This is a genomic window from Halorubrum rarum, assembly GCF_048380895.1.
GTDB lineage: Archaea > Halobacteriota > Halobacteria > Halobacteriales > Haloferacaceae > Halorubrum.
Genome location: NZ_JBLWMN010000027.1, coordinates 1 through 21,042 on the forward strand (window position 1 = coordinate 1; position 21,042 = coordinate 21,042).

Below are 21,042 nucleotides of genomic sequence, written 5' to 3' on the forward strand. Positions count from 1 at the left end.
TAGCCTACCTGTTCAACCAAACCTCTGGGTCGTTCCATCCGAGGGAACAGGTGGGTTGCGAACCGTAATATCCCAACGCTCGGGAATCCTCGCCCTTCAGGGCGGGGAGGATGTCAACGATCTTTTGTTCCGCTACATTGACGTTGTCCCTGCCAGCGAATTCTATCCGGCTATCGAGAGCGCGGACGAAGCAATCGGTGATACCGACCCCGACGATGTACTTTATTTGGCGTGTGCGATAGCCTGCGATGCAGCCATCTGGAGTGACGATTCCGACTTCGACGAACAGGAGTTAGTTGAGGTGTACTCAACGAGTGATGTCATCAACTCGTTCGAAACGCGCTAACACAATGTGTGATTGATTTTCTTGATGGCGACCAGTTGACTGTACGCGAATGCCCGTGAACACCACTCGCTTCTACAGATGGATCAGTGCACCGACTGCATACAGAACCGCGAGAACGATACGGATCGGATGACTGAACTGCCTCATCGTATGAATTTTTCCCGAAGTTCCGCGAGAAATCCGAGCCCAAGGCCGAATCCGATAATGAACACGAGCAACTGGAAGGTATCCACGTCTCCCGTGAACAACAGCGAAGTCCCGAGATACATCGCCAGTGCGACGACCATTGCCAACAGCCAGAACCCGATGTCGTAGGCCGGTTCCGTCGTCGTATCCCGCCCGACAGTCACGAGAAAGAGGGCACTCAATAGAAGATTGACGCCAGCGAGAATTGCAGTTACTGTCGGTTCAGCGGGCTGAACGACGAGTATACCCAACGCAATAATCAAAAAGAGGAGACCGGCCCCAATCCGCTGTTTCGGATCTACTTCCTCAAAAATTACCATGAACGAACGAGAACGGATCGAAATAAAAACCTATGCACGAACGGTTCGGTCGAAACCAACGCGACTGACCTGTCTCCCAAGCGCCATGGCGTGTTTCGAGCACGCCCTTGTTAGAGATGCGCGCCAGCAGTCTATACCGCCCCATTAGTTAATCCCTGGCAGTTAAGAATCGGACGCGGTGAATCGCTCGCCATCCCATCCCGTGACCTTTGTTCTACCCATATTCTCGACGCCCCCAAACGATAGCGAGTATGAATGCGTACGGACCAAATAGGAAGGTATGTATCGAGCTGTCCGTCGCCGTGAATACCTCAACACTCAGCATATATGGGACGAAGAAAGCAAACAGCAGGGTCGGGAGCACGATGCCATGCATGAGCAACGCGGCTAGCGGTACTGCGGCGACCGCCGCCGCAATAACGAAAACAACGAGGGCGGCAGATGGTGGACGTATGCCGGACCGGATGACGAGCACCATTGTTGCCACGCCGACAAGTCCGGCGAAGCCAGCGACGATCCAGATGATTGTATACCGTGACAGCGGAAGGTCGGGTAAGTGTCGAAGCCGGTGGGTACCGATATTGTAGCCGCGTCTGATACCAAATTCCACGATACCGAAAAACAGGAACAGGGCGATCCAGACGTACCACGTGTTCGCGTAGCTGAGGACGTGTGTGGGGACCGTCCACGATAATGTGTCCGTTCATCTCACTCCGTTCAGGTAACGGCGTCGAAAGTTCCAGGTATACGGTTCCGATGAGCTCGGACTCTCGTTCACTGGATTTTCACCGCTACTTGGAGGTGGCGTGGCAGGCTATCTGCAAGCGGAATCTCCAACACGGGGGGCCAACGTAGGTGCGATTTCCGGAGCGATCGCAACCGTTCCACTTCTCTTTATCGTGGCCGTTGGCTTTGGCCTATTTGCGACGGTCCCTGCCGGGGGACCCGGAATGCCTGGAGGGATAGAACTGATGATCATACTATTTTTCATGCTGCCGATGATGTTACTCTGGTTCGTCGGCTTGAGTGCTGCTGGAGGTTACCTCGGTGCCTACATCCACCGAGAGATGTGATACTCAAACGCACTTTTTACCAATAGGCCGTTATTTGATGCTAATGCAGAGAACCACGGGGAATTTCCGTCGAATTGTGCCGCTCGTGGTTGTACTCGTCGCTATTGTAGCCCTTGGTGGGATCGCATTCTCGTCAGTCGGTGGGACTGCGATACAGTCGGTTGACGGTGGGGATTCGTGGCCGATGGAGGGCCACGATCCCGGCCAGACCGCATTCAACCCAGATGCCGTCGGGCCGGACGGTGACGTCGGTCCTGGCTGGATCTCTGTGACTGGCTACGGGCCTGGTATGACTGTCGCTAATGACCAGGTATTCGTCGCCGGTGGCGAACGTCGCGGAGCAGTCACCGCCTACGATCCTGACGACGGGACGCGTGCGTGGCGAACCGAGCTCGGCGATGCCATCTCCTCGAAACCGATCGTGGACGGTGACACGGTCTACGTGCACGTCTACGAACAGCGGGGACGGGACATTATGGAGGACCACCACGAGGTGGTCGCACTGGACGCCGGAACCGGTGATGTCGAGTGGCGGTTCGAGGCCGACGACGACCGCTATGAGTTCACGATCTTCAGATGGAAGACGCTCACCGTCTCGGACGGGGCGCTTTACATCGCCGGCGAGAACTACGAGGACCAGTGGGTCTACGACGAAGCGGGATTCATGCTGTCGATCGACGAGGACGGAGAGGAGCGCTGGCGAACCGATCTCGAACCTCACGAAATCTCACGACCCGCAGTCGAGAATGGAACCCTCGTAACCGCGGTGAACCGATTCGGCAGTGAACATGAAGTCCTCGCGTTGAACGTCGCCGACGGGAGCGAACAGTGGCGAACGACACATCCCGAGGATCACGATTTCGCCCCACCTGTGATCGCCGACGGATCGGTGTACGTCAACGCCAGAACGCCGCTAGAACTCGACGTCGAAACCGGTGAAGTGTCCACAGAGTACGATGCCGTTGGACGGTCGGCAGAACCGATTGCGGTTACCGATGAACAACTGTTCGTCCTCGGTGGACCGACACGTGAGTGGAGACCCACACAACTGTACGCCGTCGATCGGCCGACCGGTGAGGTTGAATGGTCCGTTGACGGTCCTGGGGAGTTCTCCACACGCCCCGTCGTCTCCGAGGAAATGGTCTTCGCTGGCGGCAACGACGGCGTGATGTACGCCCTTGACCGCGAGGACGGCGAGGAACGCTGGAGTTACCAGGTGAATCGCAACTACGACATCAACAACGAGCCAGCCGTCGTCGGCGAGACGCTCTACGTCGGGCCGGTCGATAATCGCGTGTACGCGCTTGTCGAAGGCGGTGATGCACGGGATCCAGCCGTCATCGGCTTCATCAGTCGATTCCTTCCCATTCTGGGTGATCTCGTTGGCTTCTTCGCCACCGTCGCACTCGTCTATCTCGGGGTCGGAACGCTGTTCGGTATCGTCACAGCGATTGCGATGTTCGGACTCATCGCCGGGCTCCGTCTCTCACGGACGCCACTGCAATTGCTTGCTGCTCGCATCTTCCGCATACCTGCCCCTGAAGTGACTCGACGAACGGAGTTCGGTGGCTTCCTGTTGGCGAGTGTGCTCGGGACGCTTGCTGTCGGCCTCGTCTCAGCGCTCACGTTCGGACTGTTCCCGGTCAACGGGATACTCACAGCGCTCGTCGTGTTCGGCGGCGCGTGGGCACTCCTCGCGTATCGGTGGCTTCCGGCCAATGGTGATGATCTCGACCGCGATGTCGGTAGTATCAGACGACAGTGGGGTGTGCTATTGACCATCTATGGACTGATAGTCGGCCTGCTGTACCCACTCGTGGTCTTCGTCATCCTGATGGGCATCTATTTCACGTGACGGAAGTCGCGTGAGGCTCGCTTTTATACAATCCGTGATCAATCCCGGATCTCGATATCTCCGAACAGCGCGATACCAGTCACGATCAGTTCGGGATCGTCGGTCGAATCCCGCTTGTCTCCGCCTCGCCGCCGATCGGACGTCTCGCCGAAGACGCTCAGTGTCTCCAGACGCACGTCCCACCCCTCTGGAACCCGGATTTCGGCGCTTCCGAACACCGCGATTGTCTCGACGATCGCCGGGCCTCCCTTGACGCCGGCGTCACTTAGATCGAGCCGTGCGTCTCCGAAGACGGCGACGAGTTCACCTCCAGTGAATCGTTCAGTGACGGGCCGACGTTCGTCGCTACCGAAGACCGCGACAGACGTCACCTCGCCTGCTCCGTGTCCTTCGAGTCTGATTCGCTGCCGACGCCGCGAGCGATTGATCATGATCAGGAGACCGAAGAGGACGACGAACAGCGGCCACCAGGTACCGATCACGCCATCGGGGAGAAGCCCTACGTTCCGGAGGAAGAATGCCCCCGCGATCGCAATGATCATGATCGGGCCGACGAGGTTGCGGAACTCGCTGCGGATCAGCGCCCACACGCCCACGAGGACGAATAGCGCGGCGATCCACCCCCAGACCGACCACATCTCAACGAAGCCGGTCGTCGAAAGCAAGAGGATGATACCGATGAGGACGATTACCGTCCCGGTCGTGAGCCGTCCCGAGAGATTTCGTGTCATAACCTCTCATTTCTCGGAGACGTGTTTTAAACGTTCCCGTGACCGTACTTGACTTCACTGTGTCTCGAATCACTTGATGTTGTAGACTGGACACCTCAGCACGATCTGTATCAGTGTCTCAGCAGATGAACTCCTTAACGGCAATAGGATTAATGTCCTTACCGCCGTTTCCTCTGTTCGTGCTCTCTGCGATATTCGGCTCCGTAATCACGTCACCTCTGTTCCTCCTTGGGGTCGTGTTTCTGTACGCTGTTGTCGTTGCGGCGTTTCTGCCGTTCCCCACCGAAACGGTGCTGGTCGTGCCGCTCGTGCTCGCGTATCCATGGTATGTCTCGTTCCCGCTCGTCATCGTGATCGCGGCAACGGGAAAGGCAGCAGGGAGTCTGATCGCACTCCGAATCGGATACGGAGCCAGTCGATCGGGACCTGTCGTTCGGTTTTTCGATCCGTTCGCACCCCACGCGTAGTGGCCGCTCGTCACGCAAGTGGCCTGGTTCGTCGGGCTCCTCGGGTTTTCGATCCTGCTGTCCTGGGTCTACAACGGCACGGGAGGCAGCATCCTGCTGGCGATGGTCATGCACGGGAGCATCAACGCGCTCCCGGGGGCACTCGTTCCCCTAGATGTAGATCTCGTCGTCGTTGACTCCGTCGTGGACTGGAGCGCACTCGTGACGATCAACGTCTCAACGCGGCACTCACCTGGGCATTCGCGTTCGTCGTTGTCGGAGCCGTCGGGACAGGACTGCTCGCTAAGAGACATAACGTTGCTGTAGACGATGAGGCCGAGACAACACGATCGGTTTGAGAGCGCGATGATGTGTTTCCCAGATTGTCTCCACGGTCGAAGTTTATGATAACAACGACGAGGCGAAGACAGAGCTCGGTCTTGAAACCGTAGAGAGCGATTGAATGGCGACAGGAGAGGGTGGGAGTACGATCATCAGTTGGTCCGTTAAAAACTTCGACAGCGGCTACAATATCTTATGGACGGCCAACGATACTGTTGTTACAAATCTGCAGAGTTGAACCGGTAGTATCCAACGGCGAACGGGACGGTGAGCCAGAGGACGAGGGCGATAATGCCGACCTCAGGAGTTACGTAGAAGGGGTCGGCTTCGGCAGGCGTTACTCCGACGCCTCCACCAGCCTGTGCCGGATCAGCATCAGCTACGTCTGCAAGATCGGGTAACAACGCGACGATCGACGTGAAATAGGCAGATGACGGTGAGACCTGAGTGATAAGAAAGACCCAGTCAGGGATTTCGGTCGGTAGCGAAAAGCCCTGTGTGATATATAGAATCCCCATCGGGACGACGTCCCAGAACAGTTCGAACACGACAAAGAAGCCGAGTGCATATGTTGTGGCTCGTGATGTGGATCCCGTCATGGCTGAAAGCCCAACCATAATCCCAGCGTAGATCGCTGCAAATGCTAACGTGACGAGAACGAATACCAGTACCGACAACGCATGGACCTCGCCAAGTAGCAAGGAGCCGAATCCAAGTCCAATTATGAGTCCAACACCCAATCCAAATGCAAGTACCGCTGCTCGCCCAACGACTTTCCCTGCATAGACGTTCAACCGAGTAGTCGGTAGTGATAGCAGCAGTTTGATGCTTCCCAACTCGCGCTCCCCAGCAAGCGATTTGTAACACACGACGATGGCTGCAAGGGGAACGAATAGCCCAGTGAGGCCGACAATGAAAAAAATCAGTCCACCGAACGTTGCTCCCGCTGGCTCACCGAACAGCTCTGGCACTTCTATGTACGCGTAAGCGGAGATCACCGAGAGTAATACAAATACCGTAACGAGTGCCCATAATGCCCTAGACTGGACAGCATCTCGGAAATCTTTCTTCGCTACGACCATCCACGTCATATCGTTACCCCCTGTTCGTCATTGGTATATCGAACGAACAAATCTTCGAGTGAGGATTTGGCAACCGAGAAATCTTGGATAGGGACTACATTGGCGTCTATTGCATGTAACACGGCGAACTTCGAGACACCATCGACGGTGACGCGAAGCCGACCATCGTCTATTGTGGCACTTCCAACTCCGTCAAGTTCGGACACTTGCTCTACAATCCCATTCTCGATCTCAGATACGTAGATGTACAGGGTTTCTCCTGTTTCAGTCGCATCGCGGAGTCCATCGATCGTGTCAACGGCGACGAGCTGTCCTCTATTGATGATCGCCACGCGATCACAAACTGCTTCGACCTGCTCCATGACGTGACTGGAAAAGAACACGGTCGTTCCTCGGTTGTTCTCCTCTCGAATTATTTCGCGCATCTCGCGGGCACCATTCGGATCTAATCCTGTCGATGGCTCATCGAGAACGAGTAGATCGGGATCACCGACGAGCGCCATCGCAAGGACGAGTCGTTGACGCATCCCTTTCGAGTACCCGCCTGCTTTTCGATCCGCAGCATCGGCGATTCGTACCCGTTCGAGGAGTGCCATCGGATTTTCGTCCACTCCTTTCATTTCTAGGACGAACTGGAGATGCTGGAGACCAGTGAGCCGATCGTAAACGTGGTATGCGTCAGGAAGAACGCCTGTTCGTCGCCGGACCGCCTCTCCCTCCGTCTGGGCATTGTGGCCAAGTACCGTCACGGTCCCATCGGTTGGTCGGATAAAATCGAGCAAGATGTCGATTGTCGTTGATTTCCCCGCGCCGTTCGGACCGAGAAAGCCGAAAATCTCTCCTTCTTCAATTTGAAGTGTAAGATTATCGACGGCAACGATATCGTTGAACCGTTTGGTTAGACCGTCGATCTCAATTGCGGCCATCGTGACACCTTAAATAGACGTTTGTTGTCGGGCTTTTATCGCTCATAGATGCTCTCAATCATCGCTTTGGCATAAGTATTGTTGTCTAACCGACATTTTGACAACTTTTCAACTCAAACATATTTGAGATAGTCTGTTAGTTTCTGCGAGTTCTCATCGATCAGCCGGATGAAGGAGGTAGCACTTGAGAGGATGGAATCAGTCGCGGTCACACGGTTCGAGTGTGACAGTGACGGAATCGTCCATCCTGAGAGATAGCGACTCGTCGTCCATTGTAACAGTGGAATGTGCTTCAAACGGCTCGTCAGAGACGATCTCCATTTCAATCACTTCAGATGTAATATACTCATAAAATACCCAGAGAGGAACATCGAGTATCGAAATACCGTGGTTCCAAAACAGGGAGAGGACGGCCGGGTGAAATGCAACCGGGACTTCGACTGGCATGCTGACCAAGAATTGGCACTCACGACACGAGCTATTGTGAATGTGGTGTACGTTTCCACCGTGTTCGTACTGGCTGACAACTGTATCGACAGGGCCGAAACACTCAGGGCAGATACCACCTCGGAGCTGAATGTATATACTCCAGATACGGTAGCAATAACTTTCAATAATCTCTGAGGTGGTGCGATCACGCGTTTGACTCTGTGGACAGAAATCAGTAATAAGAATCGCGTCACATGATGTGCATCGAATACGGAACTGATCAATGTCGAGCGTTGCTAGAAGTGTCGTCCCATCACAAAACAAGCAGGCTCCAGAAACCTCTCGGTCCTCAAATGATGACGTAGTCTCGTACACACCAGAGCGGATAACTCGAACGATCTTGGTCCCACTATACGTCAGGCGGTATCCGGTGGGTGTTTCACTGACGAACTGTCCGACGAGTTGATTCAGGTGATACGAAAATTGCGACGAACTCTCGATATCAACTGCATCATATAATTCTGTAAACGTCTTTGTATGCCGCCGTTCGTGATGTTCTCGCTCCTCCTCACCCAACGCCAGTAAAATTTGTAGGCGCTGGGAATTTCCAAGCGAACTGATAGCGTCAACCACCTCCGGATCGATATTATCGTCCTGATCTACTTCCATAGCCAGAGTCCTACTTCCAATCTATACGCCCACTGGATAAGAACAGTTGCCTCTCTCGACCATGACAAATTGTTCACGCTCATTGGGTTTCCCCTCTGATGTAAGCTGCCCGCGGTATCTCCCCGCGAGAGAGTGAATCCCGGCCGAAGTACGCTACGATAGCGAAGACGACGAAGAGTGTGACCGCGAGCTGTGTGACGGTGACCGTTGCGACGGCGGTTTCAACAATGACATCATCGACGACGATCTGGTCCGGAGCCAGCGGGATGAGGATATCGGCGCTATTCACCATTGCGTGGAGAACCATCACGATTAGCACGCTTCCGGTGCTGTTGTAAGCCCACGCGAGGATGACTGACAACAGGACAATACCAAGGAACCAACCGACTTGGTTGACGACGGTAAATCCGGAATGTGGGGCGAAAGATATGAGAAAGTACGGGAGGTGCCAGACAGCCCAGACAACGCCGATAATGAGACTCGCCGTGAGTGCATCATATCGGTCGTTCAGGTAGGGTTGCGCGAATCCGCGCCATCCGGGTTCTTCGTTCAATCCGCCGCTAACGGTGAGTCCGAACAGAAAGACGATAGCGATCAGAACTGGTGACTGGAACGGTTGATTGAGATCGACCGGGCCACCGATAATCAGGAGAATAACCGTAGTGAACGCCACGATAGCGATCGGGACGCCGAACGCGGCGACCCACCAGGGCCAGCCGACCCGCCATCGGAGAATCTGGCGTGCCCATACCCTGACGTCATCGCCTCGCAACCACGTGACTGCCGCTGCGCTTACTAGTGGTCCAAAACTCCCGATATAGATGATGATCCACGGAGTCCACCCCTCTTCCATGAACGCAGCCGGGGCCGAGACGAGCCACGTGAATGCGTATGCGCCTACAAAGAAGGCCGCAACAGGATGATTGTCGATCCAGGGGAGACGGATATTTGACATATGGGGGTATATTCCGGCCCATCAGAATATAACTATCGGTTAGCTTACATTTTGTCAACTAATACACGTTATTCTTTTTGAGAAGATTTTCTGACAGAAGTGGTGAGCTAGTGAGTGTTTTCAACTGATCCCGTGGCGTCCATTACGTCCTCACACAACGTTACCCTCCTTCGTGGCCGTAGATTGAATACTGCTACTCCTGAATATCAGGGTAAGTCAGTGTCCCCGACCAAGTGGGAAGTCGGCTTGACGAGTATGATCGTGGTGCTGACGGCTGGGTCGAGTACACGGGCTCGACTGGATGACTCGTGACCACGAACTGCGGCTCCGAATGAAATCACAGATTTCTGACTACGCAAAGTACGGGAACGACACGCAAGAACGTGATTCTGCGATCGAAAGTTCTGTGAAGCGAAATGACCCTCTAACCGCCACGTCACGTCCACGAATACAGTGTTGTGCGTGAAGGTGACATCGAACCTCAAACAGCGAGAAGCGACTGCTGGACGTGATTACGAAGCGCATCTGTCGCCAGCGATCCGGTGACGTGGCCTTTCTCCAAGACGTCGAGACCAAGGCCAGCGTAACATGGGCGCTGAGATTCGAATTCAACGATCCGATCGTATCGGGCGAGCAACGGATCACAGCCGTCGCCTTCAACGGCGGTGAAGTCCGATTCGAAATCGAGCGTAGCAGCCACTTTGTCTTGGTTTTTCTGCACCGAATCGGAAGCGAGCTTTCGGTAAATTGAAGAGACGAACAGGTCATCGAGTCTTGCACCAGCAAAGATCGGGACGTATCGGTTCAAACCTCCATAGTACGCTCGGTGCAAATTGACGGCCCAACCACCGTGGCTGATGCCAGACGCCAGAATCACCGGACAGCCCTCATCACGAAGTCGTTCGGTGAGTGCTTGGATGAGTGCTGTCGAAGTAGCGAGCATCCCGACGAAGTTTTCCAGCTCACCCATCGCCCGAATGTATTCTCGGTTCGACCGATCGTGAAACGGTGCCCGGAGCGCGATCAGATTAGCATCGAAGCCCGACTTGGACGAGAAAATCCGACGAAAGGAATTCGAACTGATTCGGCCGAAATTGAACGGGTTTTCACCGCTCCCGTGGTGGTAGAGTAGTGTCGGTACATCGCTTCCTTCCCAGTGGTGAACGAGATACCCTGCCTGGAACTCGCCAGCTGGACCCGTGGCAGTTATCTCCTCGACAGTATCTGGCTGAAGATCACCGACAGTACATTCGGTGTTACGAACTGCTTCATCGATCGGGGAACTCTCCAGAGACCGCGAAAAGAAGCCATTGTTTCGCGCGAAAAGTGCACTAGCCGAAACCGTCGCAACGTCGAGTATCTCGTGTCGATTTATTCCCGTTTTCTCCGAAGTGTCTTGATGTTTCGTACGATACATTCACCTTCTAATCGGATTCGCATTATGGTTGTTGGGGCTCTTAAGCAACGACGATGATTACGCTCGATACGGCCACGAGAGCGACGTGGAACATGGCGTGTGCGATCATCGCGGTTTCGAGTGACCGTCGCCAAAAGAGCCAGCCGAGGGCGATTCCGACGAGGGCGTTCAGCGCGATGGTACGAACGATTATCGGGGTCGTGAGCTCGAACATCGAGGCAAGCGCGGGTAGGTGACCGACGCCGAACGCGACAGCGCTCACCACGATAGCGACCCACATGATCGTCGCCGATGGCGTCTCCGTCGCATCACCGACCTTGTTTCGCCCCCACCAGAGGACGTACGCGAGCGGTGCCATGAAACCCCAGCGTAGAAGGAGTTCCTCCGTGATGCCGCCGTAGAACAGTCGCATCGGAACCGACACGAAGAGATCTCTCAGGGCATCTGTATCTGTTGTAGGCTCGTTGACGGGAAACTGCGTGAACTGTGCGAACGCGGCGTCAATGACAGCAACGACGACGAACAATCCCGAACCAAGCACTACCGCGAGCGGAAATGAATCACGGATCTCACTCCAGTTTGGTGTCCCGCCCGATGCCCACGCAAACACGTGAGAGTTGAGGTCGATACGCGGGGCCGTGACCGTACCAAGCAGGACGACCACCACCAACAGGATCATCGAATTCGCCGACGCGAGCAACACCAGCGTCGGATACGAGAGCGCCGACAGTTCGGGTATCTCCCGCAGCATCGGGACGGAATAGACAGCAAGTGCGAGAACACCGATCATCCCCAGCCCGAACAATGCAACGGCTCCACGGGCGGCGGATTTCCACGCAGAAGTGTCAGTCATTCTTATTGGCTCTGTTTTCCGGATGAGAAATAAACGCTCGTATCTCGCATGGGGGGAATTTTACAGAGTAGCCATTCATAGATGAGTCAGAGCGGAACAGGATATCCTCGAATTATCCCTGAATAAAATCTTCTTGGACACGAGCAGCAGCATGCTTCCCGCTAATCAGGCTGATCGAGGCCGATCTAGTGAGTTAGAGCTCAGCTGACTTGCCCCATTACCCCGGTAGCGTAACCGGCTCGAATTCTTGCAATCCGAAGTACGTCAAGACCACCGCTCCCAGTCCGGTCAGGAGAAGACCAGCCACTATCAGGTCGCCGAGGATCGGAATTACGCCGATTACCTGAAAGAGCGCCACGACAACTACGACGCCGAATGCCGTCGCTAATTCAACGCGTGGCGTCTTCATCTGCTGGCCAACGAGGTACCCCAGTGCGAGGACTCCATAGGCGATCGTCAGCATTCCGACTAGGAGTCCGAGAATGCTCACCGGAAGCAGAACGAGTGTGAACGCCATAAACACGAAAACAGCCAAGAACGTGACTGCAAGGAGCGCACCAACGGTGAGACTGATTACCGTGTGATCCCGTGCGGCTGAACCGACGGTATCGAGGAGGCTTCGACGGGTTCGGGAGAGCCACGCTCCCACAATGGCCAGTGCAATCGTCGTCAAAATGGTAGGAGTGTACGCGGCGATGGGGTCGGGTTCGGCAGGGGCGAATTCGACGGTGGACCGTTCTGTGATGACCGCACCGTCAGCAAACTCTTCTCTCCCTCCGATATGCTGGAGTTCGCTCTCGATCGTTCCGCCATCTTCGATCAGGAGAGATCCTGACAGCTGCGTCACGTCGCCTTCGACAGCCCCCTGGATCAGGAACTCGCCACCGATGACGTAGACCGGACCGGATATCGTTTCATCAGCGGGGACTGTGACTGTCGCGTCGCCGACGATCAACGCGCCGCGATGCTCAGTGATCTCGTGGTCGCCCTCGATGACGAGTTCGGCGGTTTCGACCTCCACCCCGCCTGCTGAGATCATGAGCAGTACGACGATCAAAAGCGGAATGAGTTCCAGGTTCATGTAGACGCACCTCCTCGTGCTAACAGGAACATTTGATGGACGTATAGCAGTACGGGCAACGCAACGATGAACAGTAGCGAGAGTGCGTTGACGTACGTCAGGTGAGTACCAAGCGGAAGACCGATCCCTTCAGAGTACAGCGCCAGTGCGGTACTCAGGAACGTCGCCAGCCACCCTGCGATTCCGACACCGAGCGCCGTGTGTGTTCCAATAGTCTCCGACGTCGAGAGGTCCGGCCAGAGCGCGAAGTTGAGCGTCGTGTAGAAACTCACCGCGAGCACGTAAAACATCGGTAAGATCAGCGCCGGCGTGTCACCGACCCCAAACCGGATGTCGAAGACGTACAGCAGGTGGGTAAACGCGAACAGACCGAACACCCAGAAGAAGACCCAGTTTCGATCGAAGTTTGTATATAGGACGCCAGCGGCGAGCGCACCGATAACGTGTAACACGGCTATGAACAACCGGACGTCCATATCGGGAGATTGCCAGGATGTGTAGATGTAGAGCGGCTCCTCGATAATTCGGAGGAACCCCAGGCTATCGATGAAGAAGACGCCGAACATCAAGACGACCGGTCCCCAGAACGCGACGCTCAGTGTCCGGACAGGGGTCGGTCGGCAGAACCGTCCGGTCCCGAACGTGCTTCGTTCGTGCTGGGCGGCGAGGGCGTCCACGAATGTGAACCGCCTGGCTGAAAGTACGCCGAGAATCAGGACTGCCGGTACCATCATCGCGCTCATGACGAGGCTGAACTCGTCGATCCGCCACTCGATCGGATACAGCGCTGCAACGAAAAACGAGAGACCCGCTACGATCGCGGCGACGTATCCTCGATCCCTGATGGGGATAAAATCGAGCATGAAGCTGAACGTCACTGGAATACCGAGTCCAAGCGTCAACGAACAGACGACGACCCACCCGACGAACGCCTCAACCGTACTCACGAACGGAGCCGCTATCGTGAGGACGAGTTGGACGAGAATGATCAGAAAGAGCAGGCGGAACTTGACGTAGAGATCGGTACTCCACCCACGTCGATCCATCAAGACGCCGCTCGTGACAGCGACGATCAGCGTTAGCAGCGCGAGCACGGCCATCACAACCGACACGTCTTCAGGTGGCATTCCGATCCCCCGTATCCCGAGATCGGTCAATCCAAGCTGAACGAAGGTGAGATTGTAGTAGTACCCCGCAGTGAGCGCGGCTATGTAGATGAGATAGCCAGTGATCGGGATCCACTGGCGTTCACGAACGAATTCGAAGAGTTTCATTCACCTATAAAATCCCGCCAACTATCTCTTCCCAACTTCGCACCTGCCACAGTTCTTTACAGGATCTACCTCGGTGATCTCTCGGTTCATTATTCCGCTTCGTCGGCAGTCAATCGCCGAAGCGTCACGTACAGGACAACGAACATCACGATGAAAACGGTCCCTCCTTGAATCACTTTACTGAGGCGGCTTTTCTGCTTCGCTTGCGGCACGTCGTTTCCACTGCTAGCCTCTGCTGTGTCGTCTTCGCTGGCCGCTTCGATGGATTCGCTGGTCTGTTCTTTGACGGCTTCGAGAATTGGGTCGCGTAACGATGATTCCAATTCGGCTTTCACCGCTTCTTTTGTGAGCAACTGCACGAGATCGTGTTCGGGATTGATTTTATTGGTTGTTATCGCCGGCGTTTCTGATTCCTCGCTTTTCGGGTGTATTGGCAACATGAAATACGTTCTAATAATGGGCGTGCTCAGTTAAGTATTACAGCAGAAACACTCTTCGGTGAATACCTTCAAGGGGAACTGGTCGTTGGTACCCGTCTGCTCTTGGAGGCGATTGTCTCGACGACAGGGCTGTAGAGATGTACCGGCTCGGTATCAGGAGTCGAAAATCCGTTCGCAGCGAATAGTGTGTTCTTCTCGATATCGACGACAGCGTCGTACAACGGCCACGGGTCGTGCTGGACGTTGGCGTAGCGGATCGATCCGTCCGGCGCTTCCGTGTAATAGCGGTATCGTTCCGTGAGGAAGTGAGCGAGGGTGCCAGGGGCTGCGTTCTCTCGCACGCCACTCGCGCCGTACGTTGCTTCGAAGAGCACCGGCCTTGCGCCAGGATGTCGGCGACGACTCGTGAATCGAACCTGATCTCGATCTACGGACAGATCGATACTCGCGTAGTAGTACGGAAGGTGGTGGAAGAGTCGAGCACCGATGACGGCCACGATCCCATCGGCATCGAGGCTGAAGAAGTACACACCCGGGGTTCCGCCCTGCGTGACGTACGTTCGGAGGTTCAGTTCAGGCAGCGGAAATCCCGTTCCAGTAGGGAGGACTCGCGGTCGGACGTCGATGTTCGTAAACGGGACAACCGACAGCCATGCTTGTCCGTCGTAGGTATCGAGAGCCAGTTGTTCTGGGAGGTGTGGCTCGATGAAATCCGGATCGACCGGCCAGTTTGCGAAGAGCACGTGACGCCACTCCATGTAGAGCGAAACGACCATTCTATGCAGTCGTTGAACCGCCTCATACAATATCGTAGCGCCCACATTCGCGTTTCGGACGATTGGATAAAGAGCCCGCCGTCCGAAAGACGGACGATGGTCATGATCCGCCCGATCTCGAAGTCGAAAAATCAAATCGGTTCTTTGTAGATCCAGAGATCTCGTGCGAGTGATTGGACCACAGCGGTCATACGACCGCCGATTACGTAGTAGAAAGAGGTTGAATACTACATTTCACTACTCTGCCTCCACTCGTCTATTTCACCGCACAGTGGTATGTCAGATATATCAAGAGGAATACTACGTGATCGATCCCGACTTCTGGCGGCTGCTCGTCACGATTTCGGCGACCATGATCGGTCTCGCAGCTTGAGTGATCGTCATAACCCATTCCGTCAACAGAGTTCTCCATTCTTTCGAGAATTCACCATAGTCCGGTTCCTGGGACTCCTTCGTACTTAGATGGTCTCAGGTATCGAACTGGGTGGCTTTCATTGTCGTGTTTGTCATTCCCGTTGGGATCTTTCACAATGTCGGTTCGATTCCCTCCGTACTGGACGGTCTCTATATAGCCGAACTGAGTATTGCCTGGACTACGGTATCAGCACTGCTTTTGGTACTGGATCCTCACCCAGCTTTTACTGCTTCCGTACGAGGTGCGAGAACGGGAGATTCAGGAGGATACAGAACACGCACACCGAGAAGACGATTCGGTCCACGAGGATTCCCGTTCGGAAAGGAGTGAAGACGACAGTCGGATATCGTAGGGGAACGTAACTACCGTGCAGTACAGCTGATTTATAAGGCAATATTCATCCAAATGTGGGGGGTCAGACTACAATTCGTTGATCGGAGTGATGTACCCCTCTTTGACATCAGTTAGTGAGATATGAGCCAAAGAGGAGTGGTGCGACGAGTAACGCCATCGGCACGAATATCCACACTTGTCCCGCCAAGACATCATACTGCGCGAGGGTTTCGCTTACTGGGATTCCTTCGAAATATCCAACGAAAAATTCGAAGCCAACGGTTAGTACAACCCAGATTACCCCGACAATAAGCAGTTCTGCTCGCGTATAGTCGATAGCCGATCGCGTGAAGTAGAGATACGACAACACGAGAATTGCAGCGATCAGAAGGACCGTACTGATGACGTGTCCGGTGTAGTCACCGACTCGTGGGATGAGCGTCGTTTCCCTGAATATCCCGTTGACGATCGCAACGACGGCCATTACTATCCACAGTCCAAGCGGGTAGACGAAAACGGAGGCTCGAATCGATTGGGTATCCATCGTGATAATCGAAGTGATCGGGCTCATTTTCTAGTGGGTACACCGGAAAGCGTAAAGTAGCGTACGGTAGTTCGTGGATTTATATCGTGGGTCTGATCGAACAAGTGCTGAATGACATCCGTGACGTATTGCTGTAAGAGGGTTAGTTAGTAGTATGGGCATCTCTTCGTCGCGGTACCCCGATCTCTGGGGATTCTTCCTTTTTTCACACGGCTGGACGTGGGTGTTCTGGAGCGTTATCGTCGTGGCGGGGTGGGACCCCTTCGCTACTCCAGGAGTCGTCTTCTTGGTTCTTGGAGGAATCGGGCCCATGCTCGGTGGGTCGATTATGAGCGGCATCGTCGGTGGCCGACGTGAACTCCGGGATCTGAGGCAACGGATATTCGATCCACGGCTCGTTCCGATCCGCTGGTGGCTCGTCGTGTTCGGGTTCTTTCCCGCAGTTACGGCACTGGCAGCGTTGGTGGCGGGTCAGCTGGAGCTGACTGCCCAGGCTCTCGATTTCAGTGAAGCGAGGGTAGTATTCGCAAGTCCGACGGCGCTTTTCGTCACAGCCGGATTCATCCTGATACTCGGGCCAGTGCCGGAGGAGATTGGCTGGCGCGGATTCCTCCTCGATCGGCTCCAGCTCCGCTGGAGTGCGCTGACTGCGAGCCTGTTGGTCGGGATCGCGTGGTTGACGTGGCATGCACCGCTATTCGTGATGGCGGGGTACTACGCTGCTGTCGGCGGCACGCCGGATCTCTTCCTGTTTGTGACTGGTATTGTCGTTACGTCCGTCCTGTATACCTGGATTCACAACAACGCTGGGCGAAGTGTTCTCGCCGCGATCATGTTTCACTTCATGCAGAACTTTGTGGGACAGGTCTTCGGACCAGCACCCGAGACACGACTGATTCAGGCTATGTTGTTCATTATCGCTGCAGGAGTCGTACTACTGATATGGGGGCCACGACACCTGCGCAGAAAGAACACACGCCCACAACCTGTTACTGGACTCTCTCAGCGAGAGTGAAGCGATCCCGAATTCCAATGGTTGAATATCGCAGCAATACTGGGGCTCGAAGATCAGCGTTTTCTCCGTTCGTTGAGGGCGATGGCTACATAGAGGACTCCGACGAAACGAGTTAGCGGATAACACCACGCTTTCCACGTACATCGCTCGGCATCGGTATAGGCCATCTTGGCTGCCGAGTCAACGAAGAGTCGGGGATACAGTACTGCCAACAGACCGATTCCTCCGAGTAGTTTTTTCAATACGGAATACGAGGAACCTCCTCGCCATGCAAGTCCGAGGAAGAAAAGTCCTTCAGCACGTGCAACGGGAACGACCCATGACTTTAACTCACACTCGTCAGGGTTCTCAAGGGCGATTCCTTCGACGGTTTCGACGAATCGCTCGGGCGCAAGCGCTTCAACGAGACCGATCGTGAACAGGATTTTCCGAAACATGGGATCGAGTACGGTGGCTGATCCGATAAAGGTGAATAGCCTTCACAGTCGGGAATCAGAGAGCAGCACGACTCACTCACTATCAGAAGCCAAGAGGAACGAAGTGATCGCGCCGCTGAACGCCCGTCTCTGTTCTTCGAATGCACCGTGTCCGGTGTCTTTGAGGATGTGTGTTTCGGCGTTCGGGATCGTCTCTGCCATCCATCGGAGATCTGAAGCATCGAAGAGTACGTCCTGTTCCCCGCCCAAAGTCAGGGTTTGTGAATCGATATCGGCTAGTTCATCACCGGAATCGTGGTCGAGGCAGGCTTGTGCGGAGTTGATGAAGTCGTCAGGATACGGTGGTTCCTTGATGACCCCTGGTAGTTTGAGTAGTACACCGTAGGCGGCACGCTTTCCCGCCGAGGAGTACGTCGCGTCCACAGTGCTGAGATGAACCTCGCCCCAGCGGCCATCGCGCGCGGCGTCACGCCATTCCGTAACGGCCTCCCGTCCCGAGGCGCTTAGGTGCGGTCCTGCGAGTGCGATAACCAGATTCTGTACGTTCTCCGGGTGGTCGATGGCGAGGTATTGCGCGATCAGGCCACCCATCGACATGCCGAGGACGTCTGCAGGACCGATCTCGGAAAGTACCGACGCATAGCCGGCTGCGAGCTCCCGCGTCGTTACGCCGTCGGCAAGTTCTCGTGGCCGACTGACGATGTAGACGTCGAAGTCGTCTGCAAGCGCTCGCATGTAGTACCGTTCCAATAGCAATTGCACGAATCGTGGCGTTTCGTCACCCTGGAGCGCATCGCTCAGTCCGGGAACGATGACGAGCGGGTGGTTGCCCTCTCCGAAGCGGACTGTTGGGTGGTCAGCGATACGCGTTCCCGGTTCTACCATACTGAATCTATCGTATACCACATCCATTAATCACTTCCTCCAAGATCAGCTTCTCTCGACTTTGCGAGGATTTTGGAGTCGGATAGCATCGAGACGAACCGACACTGATCAATAAATACATCACTTGGGTAGTAATAACGTATGGACCGTGGAGCGAGAGCGCTCGTGAGTGGATTTATCGCATTCGTCGTCGCTACAGCGACAGTGATCGTGCTCGATGACGAACGAGATGGGATCGACGCGGTGACCATCGGCGGCTTAACTGGTGGCGCAGTTGCGCTGGGTGTGTGGCTGAGCACAAGTCACAAAACGGAACAGGATGATAGTACTGACACCTGAGGAGCTGGATTTTGGAGACGCAGCCTGGCAGTTCACGTCTCTGATTTCACCCCGGAAGTCTTGCGGGTTCAAAAGAGGAAATCTGGAATTGCGGTCGGCGCTAGGTGGACTTGGGACTTGTTCCTCGTGTTCATCGCACTCCTAACAATCGGGTGGATATATTACATCCAGTGTGAGTTGTCGATCGACCGGTGAATACTGGAACGATAGCCGTTCGAGTGGCGTCGCCTGACCAAGACCCACTCAATCGGCGATTGATTTTCTCTGTTGCTACCAGTTTGGATGTACGTGAATCCCCGTGAGAACCACTCGTCTCATCGGCCATCGAACGAAAGCAAAATCATGCTCGTTCGACCACTAATCGCCGCGCTGTTGGGCGATTATGTTGCTTCAAAGCTATGGGCGCTGCAGGATTTGAACCCGCGACAGCTTGGTCCGAAGCCAAGCACTCTATCCAGACTGAGCTAAGCGCCCGTACCCGCCAGTATTCCGTTCGCCCGTTTAAGTCCCGCGATCCGGATCGGTGGGTCCCGACTCCTCGATTCAGCGGGCGTCGACGGCGGGATGATCTCGGCCGATCGACGTTGACTGACACGGATCGGCAACGCTCGTCGTATCATGGAACGTTGATCAAAAAGAATATTATCCGGAGCGGATACGTATTCCACAGTCGATGTCTCCCGGTCTGACGGTACCCCCGTCGAACGAGTGCTCGCATGCGGACGTCTCCCCGATGAGGCACACATATGTATGACCTCGCCCCGCACCTCGATGCCGAGGTCGAACCGGGGACGAACCTGCTTCTCGCGGGGCCACCACTGACCGGGAAACGGAAACTCGCGCTGGACCTACTGGCGGCGGGAACCGACGCCGGCGACGGTGCGATCGCCGTCACCACGAAGGACGGCGCGGATCGCATCCTGAAAGACTACGCGAAGCGGACGCCGTACGATGGCAGACCCGTCGCGGTGGTCGATTGCGTGACCCGCCAACAGGGCGTCGGGGACGTTCGCGACGACGACCGGGTCAAGTACGCGTCCTCGCCCGTCGACATGACCGGGATCGGGATCAAGCTCTCGGAGTTCCTCCAAGCGTTCTACCGCGACCGCGACATCGAGCGCAACCGGATCATGGTGCACTCGCTGTCGACGCTATTGATGTACTCGGATCTCCAGACGGTGTTCAGGTTTCTCCACGTGTTCACCGGACGAGTCCAAAGCGTGGGTGGACTCGGACTGTTCTGTATCGATTCGACGGCTCACGACGACCAGACGATGAACACGCTCAAACAGCTGTTCGACGGGATCGTTACGCTCTCGGAGGACGGTGAGCCCGACGTCCGGCTCGCCCAATGAGTTGGTTGAGCCACCCGTTCGGTGGGTCGCACGCTCCGTGAGCTCGTTTCGGAACCCGCCGCAGTATTAACGTCGTCGTCGCTCGTAGTACGAGCATGCCCGTTACCGACGACGATCGGCTCCGCGAGTTACTGTCCGTCGACACGATCGCGGTGATCGGCTGTTCGACGACCCCCGGAAAGGCCGCACACGACGTGCCGGCGTACCTCCAGCGACAGGGATACCGCGTGATCCCCGTGAACCCGTTCGCGGACGAGGTGCTCGGGGAGCCGGCGTACGACGCGCTCGCGGACGTTCCGGACGAGGTCGACCTCGTCGACGTGTTCCGTCCGAGCGAGGAGGTCTCGGAGATCGCGTCCGCGGTCCGAAATCGACACGCTGACCGCGGCGACGCCGGAACGCTGTGGCTCCAGTTGGGGATCCGCGACGACGACGCGGCCGCAGAGACGGAGGCGGCAGGGATAGCCGTGGTACAGGACCGGTGTCTCAAGGTCGAGCACCGACGCCTACGCGACTGA

General features: G+C 55.6%; 23 protein-coding genes, 1 tRNA gene and 1 pseudogene. 8 read left to right on the forward strand and 17 right to left on the reverse strand.

What is annotated here, in order from left to right:
- A partial coding sequence (locus ACNSN7_RS14655) for a PIN domain-containing protein (RefSeq protein ID WP_418283046.1) occupies positions 1 to 346 on the forward strand: 346 nt, incomplete at its 5' end.
- 143 nt (positions 347 to 489) lie between these two features.
- On the opposite strand, the gene ACNSN7_RS14660 is transcribed toward ACNSN7_RS14655, so the two are convergent.
- On the reverse strand, positions 490 to 852 hold the full coding sequence (locus ACNSN7_RS14660) for a hypothetical protein (RefSeq protein WP_418283047.1): 363 nt from the start codon (positions 850 to 852) through the stop codon (positions 490 to 492).
- Between the two features lie 214 nt (positions 853 to 1,066).
- The gene (locus tag ACNSN7_RS14665; protein ID WP_418283048.1) at positions 1,067 to 1,330 is read right to left on the reverse strand and encodes a hypothetical protein; all 264 of its coding nucleotides are present in this window, start codon (positions 1,328 to 1,330) and stop codon (positions 1,067 to 1,069) included.
- Positions 1,331 to 1,628: 298 nt separating this feature from the next.
- Here ACNSN7_RS14665 and ACNSN7_RS14670 point away from each other — a divergent pair.
- A pseudogene (locus tag ACNSN7_RS14670) lies at positions 1,629 to 1,925 on the forward strand (DUF5518 domain-containing protein); the annotation flags it as partial.
- A 43-nt stretch (positions 1,926 to 1,968) separates the two neighbouring features.
- Entirely contained in the window at positions 1,969 to 3,780 is a 1,812-nt protein-coding gene (locus ACNSN7_RS14675; protein WP_418283049.1) for an outer membrane protein assembly factor BamB family protein, read from the forward strand.
- Positions 3,781 to 3,818: 38 nt separating this feature from the next.
- On the opposite strand, the gene ACNSN7_RS14680 is transcribed toward ACNSN7_RS14675, so the two are convergent.
- Positions 3,819 to 4,511, reverse strand: coding sequence for a LiaF transmembrane domain-containing protein (locus ACNSN7_RS14680; RefSeq protein ID WP_418283050.1), 693 nt, complete (start codon positions 4,509 to 4,511; stop codon positions 3,819 to 3,821).
- A gap of 179 nt (positions 4,512 to 4,690) precedes the next feature.
- Between ACNSN7_RS14680 and ACNSN7_RS14685 the strand changes: the two genes are divergently transcribed.
- Entirely contained in the window at positions 4,691 to 4,978 is a 288-nt protein-coding gene (locus ACNSN7_RS14685; protein WP_418283051.1) for a hypothetical protein, read from the forward strand.
- Positions 4,979 to 4,996: 18 nt separating this feature from the next.
- A complete protein-coding gene (locus ACNSN7_RS14690) occupies positions 4,997 to 5,284 on the forward strand; it encodes a hypothetical protein (RefSeq protein WP_418283052.1) in 288 nt (95 codons plus the stop codon).
- Between the two features lie 233 nt (positions 5,285 to 5,517).
- On the opposite strand, the gene ACNSN7_RS14695 is transcribed toward ACNSN7_RS14690, so the two are convergent.
- The 11 genes from ACNSN7_RS14695 to ACNSN7_RS14745 all read right to left on the reverse strand — a co-directional run bounded on the left by ACNSN7_RS14695 (position 5,518) and on the right by ACNSN7_RS14745 (position 16,433).
- A complete protein-coding gene (locus ACNSN7_RS14695; RefSeq protein ID WP_418283053.1) occupies positions 5,518 to 6,390 on the reverse strand; it encodes an ABC transporter permease subunit in 873 nt (290 codons plus the stop codon).
- Positions 6,387 to 7,307, reverse strand: coding sequence for an ABC transporter ATP-binding protein (locus ACNSN7_RS14700; protein WP_418283054.1), 921 nt, complete (start codon positions 7,305 to 7,307; stop codon positions 6,387 to 6,389). The genes ACNSN7_RS14695 and ACNSN7_RS14700 overlap by 4 nt, the downstream gene beginning before the upstream one ends.
- A 198-nt stretch (positions 7,308 to 7,505) precedes the next feature.
- Complete coding sequence (locus ACNSN7_RS14705; RefSeq protein ID WP_418283055.1) at positions 7,506 to 8,405, reverse strand: DUF7351 domain-containing protein; 900 nt, start codon at positions 8,403 to 8,405, stop codon at positions 7,506 to 7,508.
- A 79-nt stretch (positions 8,406 to 8,484) separates the two neighbouring features.
- Complete coding sequence (locus tag ACNSN7_RS14710) at positions 8,485 to 9,360, reverse strand: CPBP family intramembrane glutamic endopeptidase (RefSeq protein WP_418283056.1); 876 nt, start codon at positions 9,358 to 9,360, stop codon at positions 8,485 to 8,487.
- A gap of 481 nt (positions 9,361 to 9,841) precedes the next feature.
- Positions 9,842 to 10,735, reverse strand: a complete 894-nt coding sequence (locus ACNSN7_RS14715; protein WP_418283092.1) for a hypothetical protein — start codon at positions 10,733 to 10,735, stop codon at positions 9,842 to 9,844.
- Positions 10,736 to 10,817: 82 nt separating this feature from the next.
- A complete protein-coding gene (locus ACNSN7_RS14720; RefSeq protein ID WP_418283057.1) occupies positions 10,818 to 11,630 on the reverse strand; it encodes a CPBP family intramembrane glutamic endopeptidase in 813 nt (270 codons plus the stop codon).
- 217 nt (positions 11,631 to 11,847) lie between these two features.
- Positions 11,848 to 12,711: a polymer-forming cytoskeletal protein gene (locus ACNSN7_RS14725; protein ID WP_418283058.1), complete on the reverse strand. Its 864-nt coding sequence runs from the start codon at positions 12,709 to 12,711 to the stop codon at positions 11,848 to 11,850.
- A complete protein-coding gene (locus ACNSN7_RS14730; protein ID WP_418283059.1) occupies positions 12,708 to 13,985 on the reverse strand; it encodes an MFS transporter in 1,278 nt (425 codons plus the stop codon). Before ACNSN7_RS14730 ends, ACNSN7_RS14725 begins: the two co-directional genes overlap by 4 nt.
- An 89-nt stretch (positions 13,986 to 14,074) precedes the next feature.
- Positions 14,075 to 14,425, reverse strand: a complete 351-nt coding sequence (locus ACNSN7_RS14735; RefSeq protein WP_418283060.1) for a hypothetical protein — start codon at positions 14,423 to 14,425, stop codon at positions 14,075 to 14,077.
- Positions 14,426 to 14,493: 68 nt separating this feature from the next.
- Positions 14,494 to 15,201: a YqjF family protein gene (locus tag ACNSN7_RS14740; protein WP_418283061.1), complete on the reverse strand. Its 708-nt coding sequence runs from the start codon at positions 15,199 to 15,201 to the stop codon at positions 14,494 to 14,496.
- Between the two features lie 875 nt (positions 15,202 to 16,076).
- Positions 16,077 to 16,433 (reverse strand): hypothetical protein, encoded by a 357-nt coding sequence (locus tag ACNSN7_RS14745; protein WP_418283062.1) that lies wholly within the window; start codon positions 16,431 to 16,433, stop codon positions 16,077 to 16,079.
- Positions 16,434 to 16,647: 214 nt separating this feature from the next.
- Between ACNSN7_RS14745 and ACNSN7_RS14750 the strand changes: the two genes are divergently transcribed.
- Complete coding sequence (locus tag ACNSN7_RS14750) at positions 16,648 to 17,508, forward strand: CPBP family intramembrane glutamic endopeptidase (RefSeq protein WP_418283063.1); 861 nt, start codon at positions 16,648 to 16,650, stop codon at positions 17,506 to 17,508.
- Between the two features lie 53 nt (positions 17,509 to 17,561).
- Here the strand turns inward: ACNSN7_RS14750 and ACNSN7_RS14755 are convergent, their stop codons facing one another.
- The 3 genes from ACNSN7_RS14755 to ACNSN7_RS14765 all read right to left on the reverse strand — a co-directional run bounded on the left by ACNSN7_RS14755 (position 17,562) and on the right by ACNSN7_RS14765 (position 19,643).
- A complete protein-coding gene (locus ACNSN7_RS14755) occupies positions 17,562 to 17,945 on the reverse strand; it encodes a hypothetical protein (RefSeq protein ID WP_418283064.1) in 384 nt (127 codons plus the stop codon).
- 72 nt (positions 17,946 to 18,017) lie between these two features.
- A complete protein-coding gene (locus tag ACNSN7_RS14760; protein WP_418283065.1) occupies positions 18,018 to 18,830 on the reverse strand; it encodes an alpha/beta fold hydrolase in 813 nt (270 codons plus the stop codon).
- Positions 18,831 to 19,568: 738 nt separating this feature from the next.
- Positions 19,569 to 19,643, reverse strand: a tRNA-Arg gene (locus ACNSN7_RS14765).
- Positions 19,644 to 19,915: 272 nt separating this feature from the next.
- Between ACNSN7_RS14765 and ACNSN7_RS14770 the strand changes: the two genes are divergently transcribed.
- Together ACNSN7_RS14770 and ACNSN7_RS14775 are read left to right on the forward strand one after the other, a co-directional pair.
- Positions 19,916 to 20,524, forward strand: coding sequence for an RAD55 family ATPase (locus ACNSN7_RS14770; RefSeq protein WP_418283066.1), 609 nt, complete (start codon positions 19,916 to 19,918; stop codon positions 20,522 to 20,524).
- Between the two features lie 95 nt (positions 20,525 to 20,619).
- Complete coding sequence (locus ACNSN7_RS14775; RefSeq protein ID WP_418283067.1) at positions 20,620 to 21,042, forward strand: CoA-binding protein; 423 nt, start codon at positions 20,620 to 20,622, stop codon at positions 21,040 to 21,042.

Coding starts and splice junctions, on each gene's coding strand:
- ACNSN7_RS14750 (WP_418283063.1), top strand. CDS start 16,648: ATGGGCATCTCTTCGTCGCGGTACCCCGATCTCTGGGGATTCTTCCTT.
- ACNSN7_RS14695 (WP_418283053.1), bottom strand. CDS start 6,390: ATGACGTGGATGGTCGTAGCGAAGAAAGATTTCCGAGATGCTGTCCAG.
- ACNSN7_RS14740 (WP_418283061.1), bottom strand. CDS start 15,201: ATGGTCGTTTCGCTCTACATGGAGTGGCGTCACGTGCTCTTCGCAAAC.
- ACNSN7_RS14660 (WP_418283047.1), bottom strand. CDS start 852: ATGGTAATTTTTGAGGAAGTAGATCCGAAACAGCGGATTGGGGCCGGT.
- ACNSN7_RS14760 (WP_418283065.1), bottom strand. CDS start 18,830: ATGGTAGAACCGGGAACGCGTATCGCTGACCACCCAACAGTCCGCTTC.
- ACNSN7_RS14755 (WP_418283064.1), bottom strand. CDS start 17,945: ATGTTTCGGAAAATCCTGTTCACGATCGGTCTCGTTGAAGCGCTTGCG.
- ACNSN7_RS14725 (WP_418283058.1), bottom strand. CDS start 12,711: ATGAACCTGGAACTCATTCCGCTTTTGATCGTCGTACTGCTCATGATC.
- ACNSN7_RS14665 (WP_418283048.1), bottom strand. CDS start 1,330: ATGGTGCTCGTCATCCGGTCCGGCATACGTCCACCATCTGCCGCCCTC.
- ACNSN7_RS14735 (WP_418283060.1), bottom strand. CDS start 14,425: ATGTTGCCAATACACCCGAAAAGCGAGGAATCAGAAACGCCGGCGATA.
- ACNSN7_RS14675 (WP_418283049.1), top strand. CDS start 1,969: ATGCAGAGAACCACGGGGAATTTCCGTCGAATTGTGCCGCTCGTGGTT.
- ACNSN7_RS14745 (WP_418283062.1), bottom strand. CDS start 16,433: ATGGCCGTCGTTGCGATCGTCAACGGGATATTCAGGGAAACGACGCTC.
- ACNSN7_RS14730 (WP_418283059.1), bottom strand. CDS start 13,985: ATGAAACTCTTCGAATTCGTTCGTGAACGCCAGTGGATCCCGATCACT.
- ACNSN7_RS14705 (WP_418283055.1), bottom strand. CDS start 8,405: ATGGAAGTAGATCAGGACGATAATATCGATCCGGAGGTGGTTGACGCT.
- ACNSN7_RS14680 (WP_418283050.1), bottom strand. CDS start 4,511: ATGACACGAAATCTCTCGGGACGGCTCACGACCGGGACGGTAATCGTC.
- ACNSN7_RS14710 (WP_418283056.1), bottom strand. CDS start 9,360: ATGTCAAATATCCGTCTCCCCTGGATCGACAATCATCCTGTTGCGGCC.
- ACNSN7_RS14775 (WP_418283067.1), top strand. CDS start 20,620: ATGCCCGTTACCGACGACGATCGGCTCCGCGAGTTACTGTCCGTCGAC.
- ACNSN7_RS14700 (WP_418283054.1), bottom strand. CDS start 7,307: ATGGCCGCAATTGAGATCGACGGTCTAACCAAACGGTTCAACGATATC.
- ACNSN7_RS14720 (WP_418283057.1), bottom strand. CDS start 11,630: ATGACTGACACTTCTGCGTGGAAATCCGCCGCCCGTGGAGCCGTTGCA.
- ACNSN7_RS14770 (WP_418283066.1), top strand. CDS start 19,916: ATGTATGACCTCGCCCCGCACCTCGATGCCGAGGTCGAACCGGGGACG.